The sequence below is a fragment of the Streptomyces sp. SP18BB07 genome (assembly GCF_036322545.1).
GTDB classification, from domain to species: domain Bacteria; phylum Actinomycetota; class Actinomycetes; order Streptomycetales; family Streptomycetaceae; genus Streptomyces; species Streptomyces deccanensis.
The window spans coordinates 52,193-67,136 of the sequence record NZ_JAQYWT010000348.1 but is presented as its reverse complement, the minus strand read 5'-3'; the positions used below and the strand labels follow the sequence as shown (position 1 = coordinate 67,136).

Sequence of the window (14,944 nt, the reverse complement as noted above, 5' to 3'; positions counted from 1 at the left end):
TCAACACTCGTGGGGGGCCCTTGGCCGAACCTTGTCGTCTTCTTGTCGTGAACCGCCGCCCTGTCCCGGGCGTTCACAGGACGGGAAGGAACAGCACCTGTGATCGGGTCACGGCTTCGCCGCGTCCTGCTGTCCGGTGCGGTGCCGGCCGGGGTCCTGGTGCGCGGGACCACCGCTGTGCGGAACCGGCAGACGATGGCTTCCGGCCGCCCTCTCCGGCACGGCCGGCAAGGGGTCCGCATCCATGTCCAGGGCGGTGAGCCGGTCGCGGACCTGCTGGGCGCTGTGGCGCATGCCCCGCTCGTCGGCGTTCTCGAGGGCCTTGACCCAGTCCGCTCGTGCGCCCTCCCGGTCGCCCTGGACCAGCCGGGTGTCCCCGAGTCGCATCAGGGTGCCGATGGCGTTCCTGTGGTCGCCCAGTTCCTCGAACGCCCGCGTCGCCCGCTGGTAGGTGGCCACCGATTCCTCGTGACGGCCGAGCGCACGGAGGATGTGGCCCACGATGTCCCACCCCTGGGCCAGCTGCCACGGCGCGTCCAGGCGCTGGAACAGGGCGATGCCCTCCTCGCTGTACTGGAGGCTCTTCTCCAGCTGCCCCAGGTTGCAGTGGAACCAGGCGAGTTCGAGAAGGCACTCGGCCAGCCACAACTCCTCACCGGTCGCCCGGGACAGCTCCAGTCCCCGCTCGGAGAACGTCACGGCCTCCTGGATCCGGCCGAACAGGAACAGCGCGCACGCCATGACGTAGTGGGCTCGCGCCTGATCGCCGGTCGCGTCGAGCTGCTCGAAGATCGCGGTGGCGCGTCGCAGGTGCTGGAGGGCTTCTTCCTGATGGCCGAGATAGGCGTGGATGCTGCCGAGATGGCGCAGGCACCGGCCCTCTTCGAGCCGGTTGCCCTGGCGCCGGGCCACTTCGAGGGCGGGGGTCAGCGCGGTGATGGCTTCGGGCCAGAACTCCTGGCGCTGGAGATGTTCCTTGAGCGACCAGGCCAGTCCGGTGGTGTGGTGGTCGAGCTCCTGGCTCACGGCGCAGTGCAGCAGGCCGGCCAGTACCCGGTGCTCGGCGGTGAACCACCGGGTTGCCTGCTGGGCGCCGGTGAACTTCTCCGGGGTGACGCCCGGGCCTGGCACCCCGAGGTCGAGTTCGGCCGTCGTGTCCTGCTTGAGGAGCTGGTTGGCCGCGTAGGCGGTGAACATGTAGTGGTCCAGGACCCGCAGGGTGGCGTCGTGGCGTTCCTGGGCGGTGTCGTGGATCTGGGTGAGTTCGCCTGCGTAGGCGCGGAGGAGGTCGTGCAGGCTGTAGCGGCCGGGCAGCGGCTGTTCCAGGAGGCAGGAACCGGTCAGGACGGCGAGTGCGCGGCGGGTCCGGGCGAGGGGGAGGCCGACGAGGCCGGCGGCGGCGGGCGCCGTGATGTGGGGGCCTGGGTGCAGGGCCAGGAAGCGGAAGAGCCGGGCGGCGTCCTCGTCCAGGGACCGGTAGGACCAGGAGAAGACGGCGCGCACGTCGGTGCTGCTGTCGAAGCCGGTGAACGCGTCGAGGTCGCCGGGAGTGTGCCGCAGGTCGTCGACGATGGCGTGCAGGGGGAAGGACGGTTCGAGTTCGGCGCGGGCGGCGACCACGGCCAGGGCCAGGGGGAGCCGTCCGCACAGGCGGATGATCTCGGTGGTGGCGGCCGGCTCGGCGGCCAGTCTCTCGCTTCCCAGACGTCGTTCGAGGGCTTGGTGGGCCTCGGTCTGCGAGGGCAGCGGAAGTATGAGGGGTTTGGCGCCGTCGGTGGTGATCAGGCCGGGAAGCCGGTTGCGGCTCGTGACCAAGGTGAGGCAGCCCGCCCCCGCCGGAAGCAGGGGGCGCACTTGCTGCTCGTCGCGGGCGTTGTCCAGGACCAGGATGATCCGCCGGTCGGCGAGGAGGCTGCGGAAGAGCGTGCTGCGGGCCGGGGTGTCTTCCGGGATGCGCTGAGCGGGAACGCCGAGGGCGGTGAGAAAGCCGTGCAGAGCGGCGCCGGGGTCCACGGCGGGTGCGTGGGGGTGGAAGCCGCACAGGTTGACGAAGAGCTGTCCGTCGGGGAAGGACGAGGCGACGCGGTGGGCGTGATGGACGGCGAAGGTGGTCTTGCCGACACCGGGAGTACCGCTGATGACGACGACGGAGGCAGCCGTCGGTCCGGGCCGGTCCGGTGCACCGCTCACGGCCGACAGCCACGCCCCCTCGGCGGCCCGCCCCGCGAACACCGGGAGGCTGCCCGGCAGTTGAGCCGGAGGCGCCAGGGGCGCCGGCGTGGCTTCCTCCTCCGCGGCCGGGGCGGGACGTGCCGCGGACCGGTCTGCCGCGTCGCCGGCGGCCTGGTCGGCGGGCGCACCTGGCTCGCCCTCGTCCCGCCCACCGGACCTGGCCGGCCCGGTCGGTTCGCGGCCCTGCTCGGTGCAGCCGCCGGAGGCGGATGCCGCGCCGACTCCGTTCAACTGGCCTGCTGAGTGCAGGGGTGGCAGGTCGTGGTGGAGGATGCCCTGGTGCAGGGCACGCAGGGGCGGGCCTGGTTCGAGGCCGAGTTCGTCGGCGAGGTGCCGGCGCAGTTCGGTGTAGCGCTGAAGCGCTTCGGGGTGCCGGCCGGCGAGGTACAGGGCGCGCAGCAGCAGGGCCCAGCCGGTTTCCCGCAGGGGATGCGCCGCGGTCAACTCCTGTGCCGCGTCGAGGGCTTCGGTGATCCGCCCCTGCATGAGCAGTGCGGTGGTGCGGATCTCGCGTGCGGTCTGCCGCAGTTCTTCCAGGCGGGCTGTCTCCTGGGTGGCGAACAGGTGGTGCGCCGCGTCGGCGAACGCGGTGCCACGCCATAACTCCAGGGCGTTCCGGGCCTCTTCGACGACGCGGTCGGACCGGCCCTGGTCCATGAAAAGGCGGGCCCGGGCAAGGGACCGCTCGAAGCGTACGGTGTCACGGCTCTCGGGCGGCACCCGCAGGGCGTAGCCCAGGGGCTCGGTGACCAGCAGTTCGAACGCGGCATCCCCCCGCAGGTGCTGGGGTTCCAGGACCGCGCGCAGCTTGCTGACGTGGGCGTGCAGGGAGTTCAACGCTCCGCCCGGGGTCCGTCCCGGTTGCTGCGGCCACAGTTCCTCGCACAGCGTCCGGGGCGCGACCGCCCGGCCGTCGGCGAGCAGCAGGCGGATCAGCAGCAGACGTTGCCTGCGCCGACCCGGATCGAGGACCGCGCCCGCCCGCCGTACCACCAGCGGACCCAGCAGACCGAAGTCGAGCCCCTGACCCACAGCTGTCATCGCATCCATCCGGAAATCCCGCTCGACGGCGCCACCATCGGGGGCACACCCATGACCATGGCCCGCGGACAGGTGCGCGACCGCTCCCGCGGTGACGGAAACCGGGCGCCGGCCCACCTGGACATCCGCGCGCTTTCGTCGCGGTGGGCTGTCCGCCGAGAGGGGATGGCCGGTGCGGGTGTCCGGAGCGGCGAGGACCCCGTCGTCCCTGCCCGCATAACCGGACAGGACACTAGCAGCGGCCCACTCGCGCGATGACGGCGCGGTCGGCGCCGTGTGACGTGATGCTGCGAATGCCCTGCGCCGGACGGCTGCCTGTCCCTTCCGGACGGCTGGCTGTCCCGCCGCGACGCGGTATGAACCGGCGTGGGGTCCCTGCCGTTGTGTGACCGAACGGTTGTCGTCACGAGTGGGGAGAAGTCATGGTCACGGTCGAGGGAACGAGCACCGCGCGGTTCGAACCGGTCCGAGCAGCGCTGGCAGCGCACCTGGAGTCCGGCGAGGAACTGGGGGCGTCGATCGCCGTCGACATCGACGGAGTCATGGAAGTCGATCTGTGGGGTGGACACACCGACGCGGCGCGGACCGTCCCCTGGCGTCAGGACACGTTGGTCAGCCTGTGGTCGACCACCAAGACCCTCAGCAGTCTGGCGGCCCTCGTCCTCGTCGACCGGGGCGCACTCGATCTCCACCGCCCGGTCGCGCACTACTGGCCCGCATTCGCCGCCCAGGGCAAGCAGGACATCGAGGTGCGGCACGTCCTGGCCCACACCTCGGGGCTCTCGGGCTGGCAGCAGCCCTTCACCATGGACGACCTGTACGACTGGCCGACCGCGAGCGCCCGACTGGCAGAGCAGGCGCCCTGGTGGGAGCCGGGCAGCGCCTCGGGCTACCACGTGCAGACGCAGGGGCAGCTGATAGGAGAGCTTGTCCGGCGGGTCAGCGGCCGGACCCTGACCGAGTTCGTCGACACCGAGATCGCCAAGCCGTCACAGGCGGACGTGCAGATCGGTGCGCGGCAGGCCGACTGGCCGCGTATCGCCGAACTGGTGGCCCCGTCGCAGCTCTCCGGCGTACCCGCCGGCCTGGATCCCGAGGGGATCTTCACCAGAACGCTGCTCGGCAGCCCCGCCCGGGACGAGCACGTCGACACCCCGCAGTGGCGCCGTGCGGAACTCGGAGCCGTCAACGGACACGGCAACGCCCGGGGTATGGCCCGTGCCCTCTCAGTGATCTCGCGGCGCGGCGAGGTGAACGGCCACCGGCTCCTCTCAGCGGACACGGTGGACAAGGTTCTCGACGTGCAGGCCGACGGAGTCGACCTGTTTCTGGGTGTCCCCGTGCGCTGGGGCATCGGTTTCGCGCTGTCCGACGCGAGGACGATGCCCCACATGCCCACGGGGAGGGTCTGCTTCTGGGTCGGCCGGGGCGGATCGATCGTCATGATGGATCTCGACCGGCGCGTCACCTTCTCGTACACGATGAACCGGCTGGGCGACGGCATCCTCGGCTCGGAGCGCACCCACAGCTACCTGAGGCAGGTCTACGAAGTCCTGGACTCCACGGCCTGAGCAAGGCCTGAGCAAGGCCTGAGCACGGCCTGAGGGCGGCCCGGTCCGCCCCGCACCGCCGTGCGACGTCCGCGAACGAACAGCGCCGTACCCGCGGTGAACCGGACCGGTCCTGTGGTCGTAGGACAGGACGCAGGACACTCCACCCCGGCGCCGGGGTCGGTGGTGTTCCAGGCCCGGGTGGGGCCGCAGCCGGACAGCCGCTCTTCTTGCCGCTGCGCCGCGTCGCCCACCTCCCTCCGCTCCGCACCTGCCACTCGGCGCGGACCGCACACACCAACTCAGTTGTCCATCAAGGAACCCGGTGCTTCGTCTCTCGAACGCACCGCCCCATTTCGCCGTGGGTCCGGTCAGGGCCGACGGCCAACGAAAAAGGTCGTTCACGCATGCGCACCCCCCTTCGCAACCGCAGATCCGCCCTGCTCGCTGTCGCAGCGGCCGTAGGCCTGACCGTGGCCGCCGTCACCCTGCCCGGTGCGGCCGGTGCGGCCGGTGCGGCCGGTGCGGCCGGTGCGGCGCCCGTCCGCCCGGAACGGCCCACGATCGTGCTGGAGCACGGGGCGTTCGCCGACGCCGCGAGCTGGGACGGTGTCGTCACGCGGCTGCAGCGTGCGGGCTACCCCGTGGTGTCCGCCGCCAACCCGCTGCGCGGTCCGGCGACCGATGCCGCCTACCTGCGCAGCGTCGTCGACCACATCGACGGGCCCGTGGTCCTGGTCGGCCATTCCTACGGCGGTACCGTCATCAGCCAGGCCGCCGCGGGCCTGGAGGACAAGGTGAAGGCGCTGGTCTACATCGCCGCGTTCCTGCCCGACACCGGCGAGAGCTCGCTCGGGCTGACGAACAAGTTCCCCGGCAGCACCCTCGGCCAGGCGATTGAGTCCGTCGACTACACGCTGCCCGACGGCGGTCAGGGCGCGGACGTGTACATCCGGGCGGAGAAGTTCCGCGGTCAGTTCGCCGCCGACGTGCCGGCGGACAAGGCCAGGCTCATGGCGGCAGGACAGCGTCCGATCGCCGCCGCCGCCCTGGAGGAGAAGTCGACGAAGGCCGCCTGGAAGACGATCCCCTCCTGGTCCCTGGTGACCACACAGGACCTCAACATCCCTGCGGCCGCCCAGCGTTACATGTCGGCCCGTGCCGGAGCCCGCACCACGGTCATCGACGCGTCGCACGCGGTGCCGGTGTCCCGCCCCGACGCCGTCGCCCGCATCGTGGAGCGCGCCGCCGGCACGGTCCGCTGAGCGACACGACCGCCCCCGCCGGCCTCGGAGAACTCCGAAGCCATGCCCAGCGGGGCACTTCACCGCCGAACCCACCCGGTCACTTCACCACCCATCGCATTTCTCATCGACATCTCTCATCGAAAGGCAGCAGAACCATGGCGTTCATCACCGTAGGCCAGGAGAACTCCACCAGCATCGAGCTGTACTACGAGGACCACGGCACCGGGCAGCCGGTCGTGCTGATCCACGGCTACCCGCTCGACGGCCACTCCTGGGAGAAGCAGTCCGCCGCTCTGCTGTCGGCCGGCTATCGCGTGATCACGTACGACCGGCGCGGTTTCGGCCGCTCCAGCCGGCCCACCACCGGCTACGACTACGACACCTTCGCCGCCGACCTGAACACGGTCCTCGAAACCCTCGACCTCGACGACGTCGTCCTGGTCGGCTTCTCCATGGGAACCGGCGAGGTCGGCCGCTACCTGGGCACCTACGGCTCCGCCCGGATAGCCAAGGCCGCCTTCCTCGCCTCCCTCGAACCCTTCCTCCTCAAGACCGACGACAATCCCGGCGGTGTCGACGGCACTGTCTTCAAGGGCATCGAAGAGGCCGTCACCGCCGATCGCTACGCCTACTTCACCGCGTTCTACGAGGACTTCTACAACCTCGACGAGAACCTCGGCACCCGCATCAGCGAGGAAGCCGTCCGTAACAGCTGGAACGTCGCCGCGGGAGCCTCCGCGTACGCCTCCCTGGCGTGCGTGGCGACCTGGTCCACCGATTTCCGCGCCGACCTGCCCAAGATCGACGTCCCGGCGCTCATCCTGCACGGCACCGCCGACCGCATCCTGCCCATCGAGGCCACCGGCACCCCCTTCCACCAGGCGCTTCCGCAGTCCGACTACGTCGTCATCGACGGCGCGCCGCACGGCCTGCTGTGGACCCACGCCCGGGAAGTCACTGAGGCCCTGCTGGCCTTCCTGGCCAAGTGACCGGCGTCCGACGGCCTTCCCGCCCGGAGCGGGCTCGCGCCCCGTCACGCGGGGGAGACGAGGCCGAAACCGCTGGTTCGTGCGCGGGCCGCTCGCCGACAGGTCCGTGAACCGTGCGCACCCCGCCGCCGTTCCCACGACGGCGGGGTGCACGGACGCGCATGGAGGCCGGTCGGCACACCTAGAGCACGGCCTCGTGCACCATCCGCTTCAACTCGGGATACACCGAGAACGACGACCGCCGCCGCACCTGCGTCATGAACTGCACTGTCAGGTCACGCAGAGGATCCACCCAGAAGATGGTCGTCGCGGCCCCGGTCCAGCCGAACGTCCCCAGGGAGGACGGGGATTCCGTCACCGCGGGGTCGATGACGACGGACACCCCGAGCCCGAAACCGACGCCCACATTCCCCGGCTGCCGGTGGAACGCGCTGCCGTACGTGTGGATGTCGACACCGCCCGGCAGCTGGTTCGTGGCCATCATGTCGACGGACTCGGCGGACAGCAGCCGTACACCGTCGAGTTCACCGCGCCGCCGCAGGAACTCGGCGAACCGGTGGTAGTCCCGGGCGGTGGCGACCATCCCGCCGCTGCCGGACAGGAAGCGCGGCCGGCCGCGCACCGGGAGACCGGGCACGGGCGCGATCGAGCCGTCCTCCTGCTCCCCGTACAACTCGGCGAGCCGCTCCGCCTGTTCGGGGGTCACCTGGAAACCCGCGTCGGTCATGCCGAGCGGGCCGAGGATCCGTTCGGCGAAGAACACGTCGAGGTCCTGGCCCGAGACCACCTCGACGATCCGGCCGAGGACGTTGGTGGAGACGGAGTAGTTCCACTGGGTACCCGGCTCGAACTGCAGGGGCAGGCGCGCGTACTCCCCGATCGTCTGCGCCAGCGTGGCGCCCGGCCGTACCGAGCTCTCCAGGCCCGCGTCGCGGTAGAGCGCGTCCACCGGGTGGTCGTAGTAGAAGCCGAAGGTCAGCCCCGAGGTGTGGGTCATCAGATGCCGGACGAGGAGCGGCCGCTCCGCCGGGCGGGTCCGGACGTCGGCGCCCTCGCCGGACTCGTACACACGGGGTTCGGCGAACTCCGGGAGGTGGCGGGAGACCGGGTCGTCGAGCGACAACCGTCCTTCCTCGACCAGTATCAGCGCGGCGACGGACGTGACGGGCTTGGTCATGGAGTACACCCGCCACAGGGTGTCCGTTTCCACGGGCAGCCCTGCCGCGCGGTCGCGCGCTCCGTATGTCGTCAGATGGGCGACGCGGCCGCCGCGGGCGAGGGAGAGGAGGTAGCCGGGCAGGCGGCCCTCGTCGACCTGGAGGGCGAGGTACTCGTCCAGGCGGGCCAGGGTCTTCGGGTCGAGGCCGGCCTCGCGCGGTTCGACCTCTCGGCGCAGTCGTTCCATGGTGGTTCTCCTCCGGTGGCCCGGGTCACGGCTCGCGATCATGCTTGTCGCCTTCACGCTCCTTGTCCTCATCGTTCCGTACTGATCGCGTTCCATCCCTCGCGGGGCGGGCGGGTCGGGGCATTCGCAGGGCGAGAGGCGCACCCAGCGCGGCCACCGCGGCCAGGAGCAGCAGCGCCGGGCCGGTGCCGAGCGGCATGAGGGTGGTCGCGGCCGCCACCCCGAGCGCCGGGCCGACGTTCATCGCGGTCTGCTGGAGCCCGCCCGCCACCCCGGCCACCTCCGGCGGCGCATGCCGTACGACGACGGCGGTCGCGGTGACCATCAGCGCGCCGAAACCGGCCCCCAGCAGCAGGAACCCGCCCCCGACCAGCACCGTCGACGACCCGGGGCCGAGCCGGGACAGCGCCAGCACACCCGCGGTGAGCAGCACGGTCCCCGTGAGGGCCGTCGGGCGGGCGCCCCACCGGCGCAGCAGGACGGCCGACAGCGGCGCCCCGAGCACCATCAGCACGCCGCCGGGCAGCGCGACGAGGCTGGTGCGCAGCGGGTCCAGGCCGAGCACGTCCTGGAGGACGAAGCTGCACACGAACAACGCGCCCAGCATCGCCGCGGAGGCGGTCACCAGCACCCCGAGTGCCGCGCGCACCGGCGCCGAACCGAGTACGGCGGACGGCAGCAGCGGGTCGGGGGTACGCCGCTCGTGCCGTACGAGGGCGAGGGCGGACGCGGCGGCGATCAGCACGCCGAGCACACCGGTGGCCGTCCAGCCGTGCTCCGGCACCCCGACCAGTGTGTGCACGAGAGCGGCCAGGGTCACGCCGAGCAGCGCTGCGCCGGGCAGGTCGAGCCGGGGGTGCGGTGCCCGCGTCGTGTTCCGCGCGAGTGGGGCGCGCACCGCCAGCGCCAGCAGACCCATGATCAGCGCCGGTACGACGTTGAGGAAGAACACCGCCCGCCAGCCCAGCCGGTCGACGAGCACACCGCCGACCAGCGGACCGGCCGCCACCGCCACCCCGATGGCACTGGTCCGCAGCGCGATGGGCATGGCCAGCCGGTCGGGCGGGAAGGCGGCCCGCAGCATCCCGAGTGTGGCGGGCTGCAGCAGGGCGCCGAAGACGCCCTGGACCACCCGCAGCCCGATCACCCAGCCCACACTGGGCGCGAACCCGATGCCGGCGGAGGCCGCGCCGAACCCCAGCACACCCCAGGCGAACACCCGCCGATGCCCGAACCGGTCACCCAGCCGCCCCGCGAACACCAGCAGCCCGGCCACCGCGATCAGATATCCGGTGCTGGTCCACTGCACCTCGGTGAGCGAGGCGTCCAGGTCGCGCCGCAGGGCCGGCTGGGCGATGGTCAGCACCGTTCCGTCGAGGGCGACGAGGACGGCGCCGAGCACGCTGCTCGTGAGGGTGAGGCGGCGGTGCGACGCGGGCACGGGCCCGTGCCGGTCGACCGTGGCCTCCGTCGTCGGCGCCGTCACCGCCCCTCGCTCCCCAGGTGCGCGTCCAGCGCGGTGTGGAGCAGGGGTGCGAAGTCGTCGGCCCCCGTGGTGAGTTGGAGGCTGCCCCACGTCCACAGCTGCGCGATGCCGTAGAGGTTCGCCAGCAGCGCGCCCGCGACGAGCCGCGCGTCGGCGTCGGGCCGGGCCCGCCCGACGAGCTCCACCAGCAGCGCGAAGATCGGGAGACTGGCGTCCCGAAGGCCCAACTCGTTGCTCTCCAACAGATCGTGACGGAACATCAGCTCGTGCATGCCCCGGTTGGTCAGCGCGAAGTCCAGGTACACGCGCCCCAGCGTCGCGATCTGCTCCCGCGGACCCGCCGTGCCGTCCCCGAGCGCCGCGAGCCCCCGGCCCGCCAACTCCTCGAACCCCCGGCGTGCGATGGCCGACAGCAGCTCCAAGTGCGTGGGGAAGTAGCGGCGCGGGGCCCCGTGCGACACCCCGGCCCGCCGTGCGATCTCCCGCAGCGACAGGGCCTGCACGCCCTCCGCCGTCACCAACTCGACCCCGACGTCGACCAGTCGGGACCGCAGCCCCGTGTTCCGTTCTTCCATAGACACTGTCTACCAGGAGGTAGTAGACAGTGTCTACCGCGATATTGGGTTGCCCGTCGGCGCGGACGGTGGATGCAATGACCCGCATGATCACAGGCGAGCCCGGCCCGGACCGGCACACGGACGACACCGGCGGACCGATCCTGATCGGCGCCCTCGCCCCCTTGACCCGGCCCGGCTGGGCCGAGGCGGGCCGGCACCTTGTCGCCGGTCTCGACCTGGGCGTGGCGGAGGTGAACGACGCCGGCGGTGTCGCCGGGCGGCCGCTCCAACTGGTGGTCAGGGACACCGCCGCCGACCCGCTGCGGGCCTCGGCGGCCGTGGACGAACTGGCACACCTCGGGGTGGCCGCCCTGGTCGGGGAGTACCACAGCGTCGTCGCCCGCGCGGTCGCAGGCCGGGCCGACGCCCTCGGCCTTCCGTACCTCTGCTCCTCCGCGGTCCTCGACGCCCTCACCGACCAGCCGACGGACCGGGTCGCGCGTCTCTCGCCGCCGCAGTCCCGGGGCTGGCGGATCTACGCGGACCACCTCCTCGGCGCGGGCCACAGCCGTATCGCCGTGGTCACCCAGCCGAGCGTCTACTGGACGGCCGGGACCCGCATCCTGCGGGACCACCTCGCCGCGTACGGCGGCACCGTCGACGAGATCGACAGCGGCGCGCTCACCCCCGCCGGTGTGTGCGACGCGCTCGCCGACCAGCGCGCGACGGCCCTGCTCCTGCTGGTCGGCCATCCCCACCCGGCGGTGCCGATCGTCCGGGCCGTCCGCCGTGACCGCCGGCTCGCCGAGGTGTTGATCGGCGCTCCGGCCGGGCAGCCGGAGCTCGCCAGTTGGGTGACCTCACTGGGGGACGACGGTGCCGGAGTGCCGTTCCTGAGCTACGACCTCGACCGGGTCGGTCCCCTCGGCTCACGGGTCGGGACGGCCCTCAGCGATCGGCTGGGCGAAGCGCCCTCCTTCGTCGCCTTCGAGGGCTACGACACGGTCGCGGTCCTCGCCGAGGCCATGCGCTCGTACGGCACGGACCGGGCGAGCGTCGCCGCGTCCTGGCCGCACGTCACGGTCGAGGGAACGCGCGGCCGGATCAGCTTCTCCCGGGTACCGGGCGTCGGTGTGTGGCAGTGGGCCGAGGCGCCGGTCCAGGTCGTCGACCGGGATCCGGCGGCACCGCATCGTCTGCGGGTCCTGCACCGCGGCTGAGCCCGCCGCCGACCGGCGTCGGTCGGCCGGCACCGCCGGGCACCTCAGCCGGAGGTCTCCGCGCGTTCGAGCATGCACAGTCTCTTCTCGTCGGGGTCGCCGATGTACGTCCACAGGTCGGGGTTCTTCTTCGTGCCTCGCGTCTCGTACTCGCCCCATACCCCGCCCGGTGTGAAGGTGAGGCGGACCGTCGAGACGGGGTCGTCCGTGCCGACGCCGTTGCGGGTGTCCCGTTCCCAGGTGCCCGTGCCGGGGTTCGGGGCGACGACGTCGTCGAAGCCGTGGTCGTCGTTGTCGTCGAAGTCGCCGCAGATCTCGGTCGAGGTGAACGTCCCGTCCTCCTTCAGCACCAGACGCCCGCCCCCCTCGTCCACCCACGTGCCCGTGATCTCGGCCGTGCTCATGGTCAGGGGCTTGCCGCCGGGTACGGGGAGCGCGAGACCACTCAGGATCACCAGCCCGAAGGAGATACCGATCCCGAGCAGGAACAGCACGCCGCACCCCGCCGCGCCGGCGACCGGGACGAGCAGGGCGATCCGCCAGCGCCGTCGGCTCGTCTCGGCCGGAGGCCATCCCTGCCAGGGAGGCGGGGTGGCTCTGTAAGGGTCCTCGCCGCGCTGCACGTCATCCCCCCGGTACGGCGCCGCATGGTCGCGGCGGTGCGATCATCATCCCCGCTGGGCTGCGCGTGCCCTCGCCCGGGGGCGCACTCGCGCCGTGCGGGAGCCCCCGGCGCCCACGCGGGAGTCCCCGGGCACCCGTGAGGGCGCCCGGGGACTCGGGGCGGGACCGGGGCGTGGCTCAGGCCGCGACGCGCTCCCGGTCGTTCTTCTCGTGCGGCGTGCGGGTGCCGAGGAGTTCGGTCGGGATCTTGTGCGTCTCGCGGGCGGTGAGGGCGGCGAGGACCGGCGGGACGCACAGGGCGGCGGTGAAGAGGGCCACGGCGAACCAGTCGTCGCCGTCCGGACCGGCGATCTGCGCGGCGAAGGTGACGGCGAAACCGGCGACGGCGAAGCCGATCTGGGTGCCGATGGCCATGCCGGACAGCCGGACCCGGGTGGAGAACATCTCGCCGTAGAAGGAGGGCCAGATGCCGTTCGCGGCGCTGTAGACGACACCGAAGGTGACGATGCCGAGGACCAGGACCAGCGGGTAGGCGCCGGTGGAGATCGCCCACAGATAGACGAACATCATCACCGCACTGCCGGCCGCGCCGATCAGGAACACCGGGCGACGGCCGATGCGGTCGGAGAGGGTGGCCCACAGCGGGATCGCGGCGAGCGCGACCAGGTTGGCGAGCGCGCCCACCCACAGCATCGACGAACGGGACAGGCCGACCGACTCGCTCGTGCCGTACGCCAGCGCCCACACGGTGAAGATCGTGGAGACCGAGGCGACCAGCGCGCCCGCGATCACCCGGAGCACGTCCGCCCAGTGCTCGCGCAGCAGGATCGCCAGCGGCAGCTTGGCGACGCCCTCGGACTCGGTCTGCTGGGTGAAGGCGGGGGTCTCGTCCAGGGTGCGGCGGATGACGTAGCCGACGACGGCGACGGCGATGCTCATCCAGAACGGGACGCGCCAGCCCCAGGAGAGCAGCTGGTCCTCGGGGAGCGCGGCGATCGGGATGAAGACCAGGGTGGCGAGGAGCTGCCCGCCCTGGGTGCCGCTCAGGGTGAAGCTGGTGAAGAAGCCGCGGCGCTCCGACGGCGCGTGTTCCAGCGTCATCGAGTTCGCGCTGGCCTGCTCACCGGCCGCCGATATGCCTTGCAGGACGCGGCAGATCACCAGCAGGACGGGGGCGAGGGTGCCGACCTGGTCGCGGGTGGGCAGGCAGCCGATCAGGAACGTCGACAGGCCCATCAGGATCAGTGTGAAGACCATGATCTTCTTGCGGCCCACGCGGTCGCCGTAGTGCCCGAGGAACAGCGCGCCGATCGGCCGCGCCGCGTACGCGACACCGAACGTGGCCAGCGAGAGCAGGGTCGCGGTGGCCGGGTCGGACTCGTCGAAGAAGACCGTCGGGAAGATCAGGGCGGCGGCGCTGCCGTAGATGAAGAAGTCGTAGTACTCCAGGGCGCTGCCGATCCAGGCGGCCGTGGCGGCCTTCTTGGGCTGGCCGGGAGGTGCGGCGGGGACGGACACGGCGTGGCTCCTTCGAGGGATCTCCCCCATGAGAGGGGGGTGAAGCGGAGGAAGGCAAGGCGAGGCGGGGCGAATCACAGCGGGGGGAGGAGCCGGCCCCTGGGGTGACGGGGCGGCCGTGCCGGGTGCTACCCGGCTAATTAACGCACTGGATAGTTAGTAGCGGTTGGCTACGGATGTTGCGCCGACGTTTCCCGGGTGTCAAGAGGTGGCGCCGGAGGATCTTCCGGCCGAGACCCGACCGAGACCGTGCGCCCTGCCCGTGCGCCCCGCCCCGCGGGCCTCAGTCCGCCGCGCGGTCCGCCGTCAGGTAGGCGATCACCATGTCGCCGAGCATCTGGCGGTAGTGGTCGCGGCGTCCGGCGTCGATCAGGTCGCGGCCGAAGAGGGCGCCGAAGGTGTGCCGGTTGGCGACCCGGAAGAAGCAGAACGCGCTGATCATCGCGTGCAGGTCGACGGCGTCGACGTCGGCGGTGAACAGCCCCGACTCCTGGCCCGACTCCAGGATCCGGCGGATCACGTCCAGCGCCGGCGAGCCGATCTTGGCGAGCATCTCGGAGGAGGCGATGTGCTCGGCCTCGTGGATGTTCTCGATGCTGACCAGGCGGATGAAGTCGGGGTGCGCCTCATGGTGGTCGAACGTCACCTCGGCGAGCCTGCGGATGGCCGCCACCGGGTCCAGGTGCTCGACGTCCAGCTCCTGTTCCTGCTGCCGGATCACCGAGTACGCCCGCTCCAGCACGGCGGTGAACAGTTGCTCCTTGCCGCCGAAGTAGTAGTAGATCATCCGCTTGGTGGTGCGGGTGCGGGCGGCGATCTCGTCGACCCGGGCCCCGGCGAACCCCGAACGGGCGAACTCCGTGGTCGCGACGGAGAGGATCTCGGCCTTGGTGCGGGCGGCGTCACGGATGCGCCCGTTCGGTCGTGCCGGTTCTTCGACGCTGGTCATCGGGTTCCTTCGGGCGAGTGCGGCCGGTGCCCGTGATTCTAGGAGCTGCGACGACGGTCTTCCCTCGGGAGGGAGCGGCTGCTATTACTAACGTACTAGTTCGTACATTAGATCTCGCGGGAGGGC

General features: G+C 71.7%; 11 protein-coding genes. 4 read left to right on the top strand and 7 right to left on the bottom strand.

The window, feature by feature from the left end; translation table 11 throughout:
* Nucleotides 1-108 precede the first annotated feature (108 nt).
* Nucleotides 109-3,273 (bottom strand): AfsR/SARP family transcriptional regulator, encoded by a 3,165-nt coding sequence (locus PUR53_RS33900; RefSeq protein ID WP_329896907.1) that lies wholly within the window; start codon nt 3,271-3,273, stop codon nt 109-111.
* Between the two features lie 422 nt (nt 3,274-3,695).
* Between PUR53_RS33900 and PUR53_RS33895 the strand changes: the two genes are divergently transcribed.
* The 3 genes from PUR53_RS33895 (at nt 3,696) to PUR53_RS33885 (ending at nt 7,059) form a co-directional block, all read left to right on the top strand.
* Nucleotides 3,696-4,844, top strand: a complete 1,149-nt coding sequence (locus PUR53_RS33895; RefSeq protein ID WP_329896906.1) for a serine hydrolase domain-containing protein — start codon at nt 3,696-3,698, stop codon at nt 4,842-4,844.
* Nucleotides 4,845-5,230: 386 nt separating this feature from the next.
* Nucleotides 5,231-6,088, top strand: a complete 858-nt coding sequence (locus PUR53_RS33890; protein WP_329910784.1) for an alpha/beta fold hydrolase — start codon at nt 5,231-5,233, stop codon at nt 6,086-6,088.
* Between the two features lie 137 nt (nt 6,089-6,225).
* On the top strand, nt 6,226-7,059 hold the full coding sequence (locus PUR53_RS33885; protein ID WP_329896904.1) for an alpha/beta fold hydrolase: 834 nt from the start codon (nt 6,226-6,228) through the stop codon (nt 7,057-7,059).
* A gap of 181 nt (nt 7,060-7,240) precedes the next feature.
* Here the strand turns inward: PUR53_RS33885 and PUR53_RS33880 are convergent, their stop codons facing one another.
* From PUR53_RS33880 to PUR53_RS33870, 3 genes are read right to left on the bottom strand one after another with little or no spacing between them, the layout of a single operon-like run.
* The gene (locus PUR53_RS33880; RefSeq protein ID WP_329896903.1) at nt 7,241-8,464 is read right to left on the bottom strand and encodes a serine hydrolase domain-containing protein; all 1,224 of its coding nucleotides are present in this window, start codon (nt 8,462-8,464) and stop codon (nt 7,241-7,243) included.
* Between the two features lie 25 nt (nt 8,465-8,489).
* The gene (locus PUR53_RS33875; protein ID WP_329896902.1) at nt 8,490-9,950 is read right to left on the bottom strand and encodes an MFS transporter; all 1,461 of its coding nucleotides are present in this window, start codon (nt 9,948-9,950) and stop codon (nt 8,490-8,492) included.
* The gene (locus tag PUR53_RS33870) at nt 9,947-10,525 is read right to left on the bottom strand and encodes a TetR/AcrR family transcriptional regulator (protein WP_329910783.1); all 579 of its coding nucleotides are present in this window, start codon (nt 10,523-10,525) and stop codon (nt 9,947-9,949) included. Before PUR53_RS33870 ends, PUR53_RS33875 begins: the two co-directional genes overlap by 4 nt.
* 86 nt (nt 10,526-10,611) lie before the next feature.
* Here PUR53_RS33870 and PUR53_RS33865 point away from each other — a divergent pair, with 86 nt between their 5' ends.
* Nucleotides 10,612-11,727: an ABC transporter substrate-binding protein gene (locus PUR53_RS33865; protein WP_329896990.1), complete on the top strand. Its 1,116-nt coding sequence runs from the start codon at nt 10,612-10,614 to the stop codon at nt 11,725-11,727.
* 44 nt (nt 11,728-11,771) lie between these two features.
* On the opposite strand, the gene PUR53_RS33860 is transcribed toward PUR53_RS33865, so the two are convergent.
* From PUR53_RS33860 to PUR53_RS33850, 3 genes are all read right to left on the bottom strand, one after another.
* Nucleotides 11,772-12,350, bottom strand: coding sequence for a hypothetical protein (locus tag PUR53_RS33860; RefSeq protein ID WP_329896900.1), 579 nt, complete (start codon nt 12,348-12,350; stop codon nt 11,772-11,774).
* 178 nt (nt 12,351-12,528) lie between these two features.
* Nucleotides 12,529-13,869: an MFS transporter gene (locus tag PUR53_RS33855; protein ID WP_329896899.1), complete on the bottom strand. Its 1,341-nt coding sequence runs from the start codon at nt 13,867-13,869 to the stop codon at nt 12,529-12,531.
* A 283-nt stretch (nt 13,870-14,152) separates the two neighbouring features.
* Entirely contained in the window at nt 14,153-14,818 is a 666-nt protein-coding gene (locus PUR53_RS33850) for a TetR/AcrR family transcriptional regulator (protein WP_239758741.1), read from the bottom strand.
* Nucleotides 14,819-14,944 lie beyond the last annotated feature (126 nt).

Excerpts from the sequence above, each read along its gene's own strand:
- PUR53_RS33900 (WP_329896907.1), bottom strand. The coding sequence starts at position 3,273 with ATGACAGCTGTGGGTCAGGGGCTCGACTTCGGTCTGCTGGGTCCGCTG.
- PUR53_RS33895 (WP_329896906.1), top strand. The coding sequence starts at position 3,696 with ATGGTCACGGTCGAGGGAACGAGCACCGCGCGGTTCGAACCGGTCCGA.
- PUR53_RS33890 (WP_329910784.1), top strand. The coding sequence starts at position 5,231 with ATGCGCACCCCCCTTCGCAACCGCAGATCCGCCCTGCTCGCTGTCGCA.
- PUR53_RS33885 (WP_329896904.1), top strand. The coding sequence starts at position 6,226 with ATGGCGTTCATCACCGTAGGCCAGGAGAACTCCACCAGCATCGAGCTG.
- PUR53_RS33880 (WP_329896903.1), bottom strand. The coding sequence starts at position 8,464 with ATGGAACGACTGCGCCGAGAGGTCGAACCGCGCGAGGCCGGCCTCGAC.
- PUR53_RS33870 (WP_329910783.1), bottom strand. The coding sequence starts at position 10,525 with ATGGAAGAACGGAACACGGGGCTGCGGTCCCGACTGGTCGACGTCGGG.
- PUR53_RS33865 (WP_329896990.1), top strand. The coding sequence starts at position 10,612 with ATGATCACAGGCGAGCCCGGCCCGGACCGGCACACGGACGACACCGGC.
- PUR53_RS33850 (WP_239758741.1), bottom strand. The coding sequence starts at position 14,818 with ATGACCAGCGTCGAAGAACCGGCACGACCGAACGGGCGCATCCGTGAC.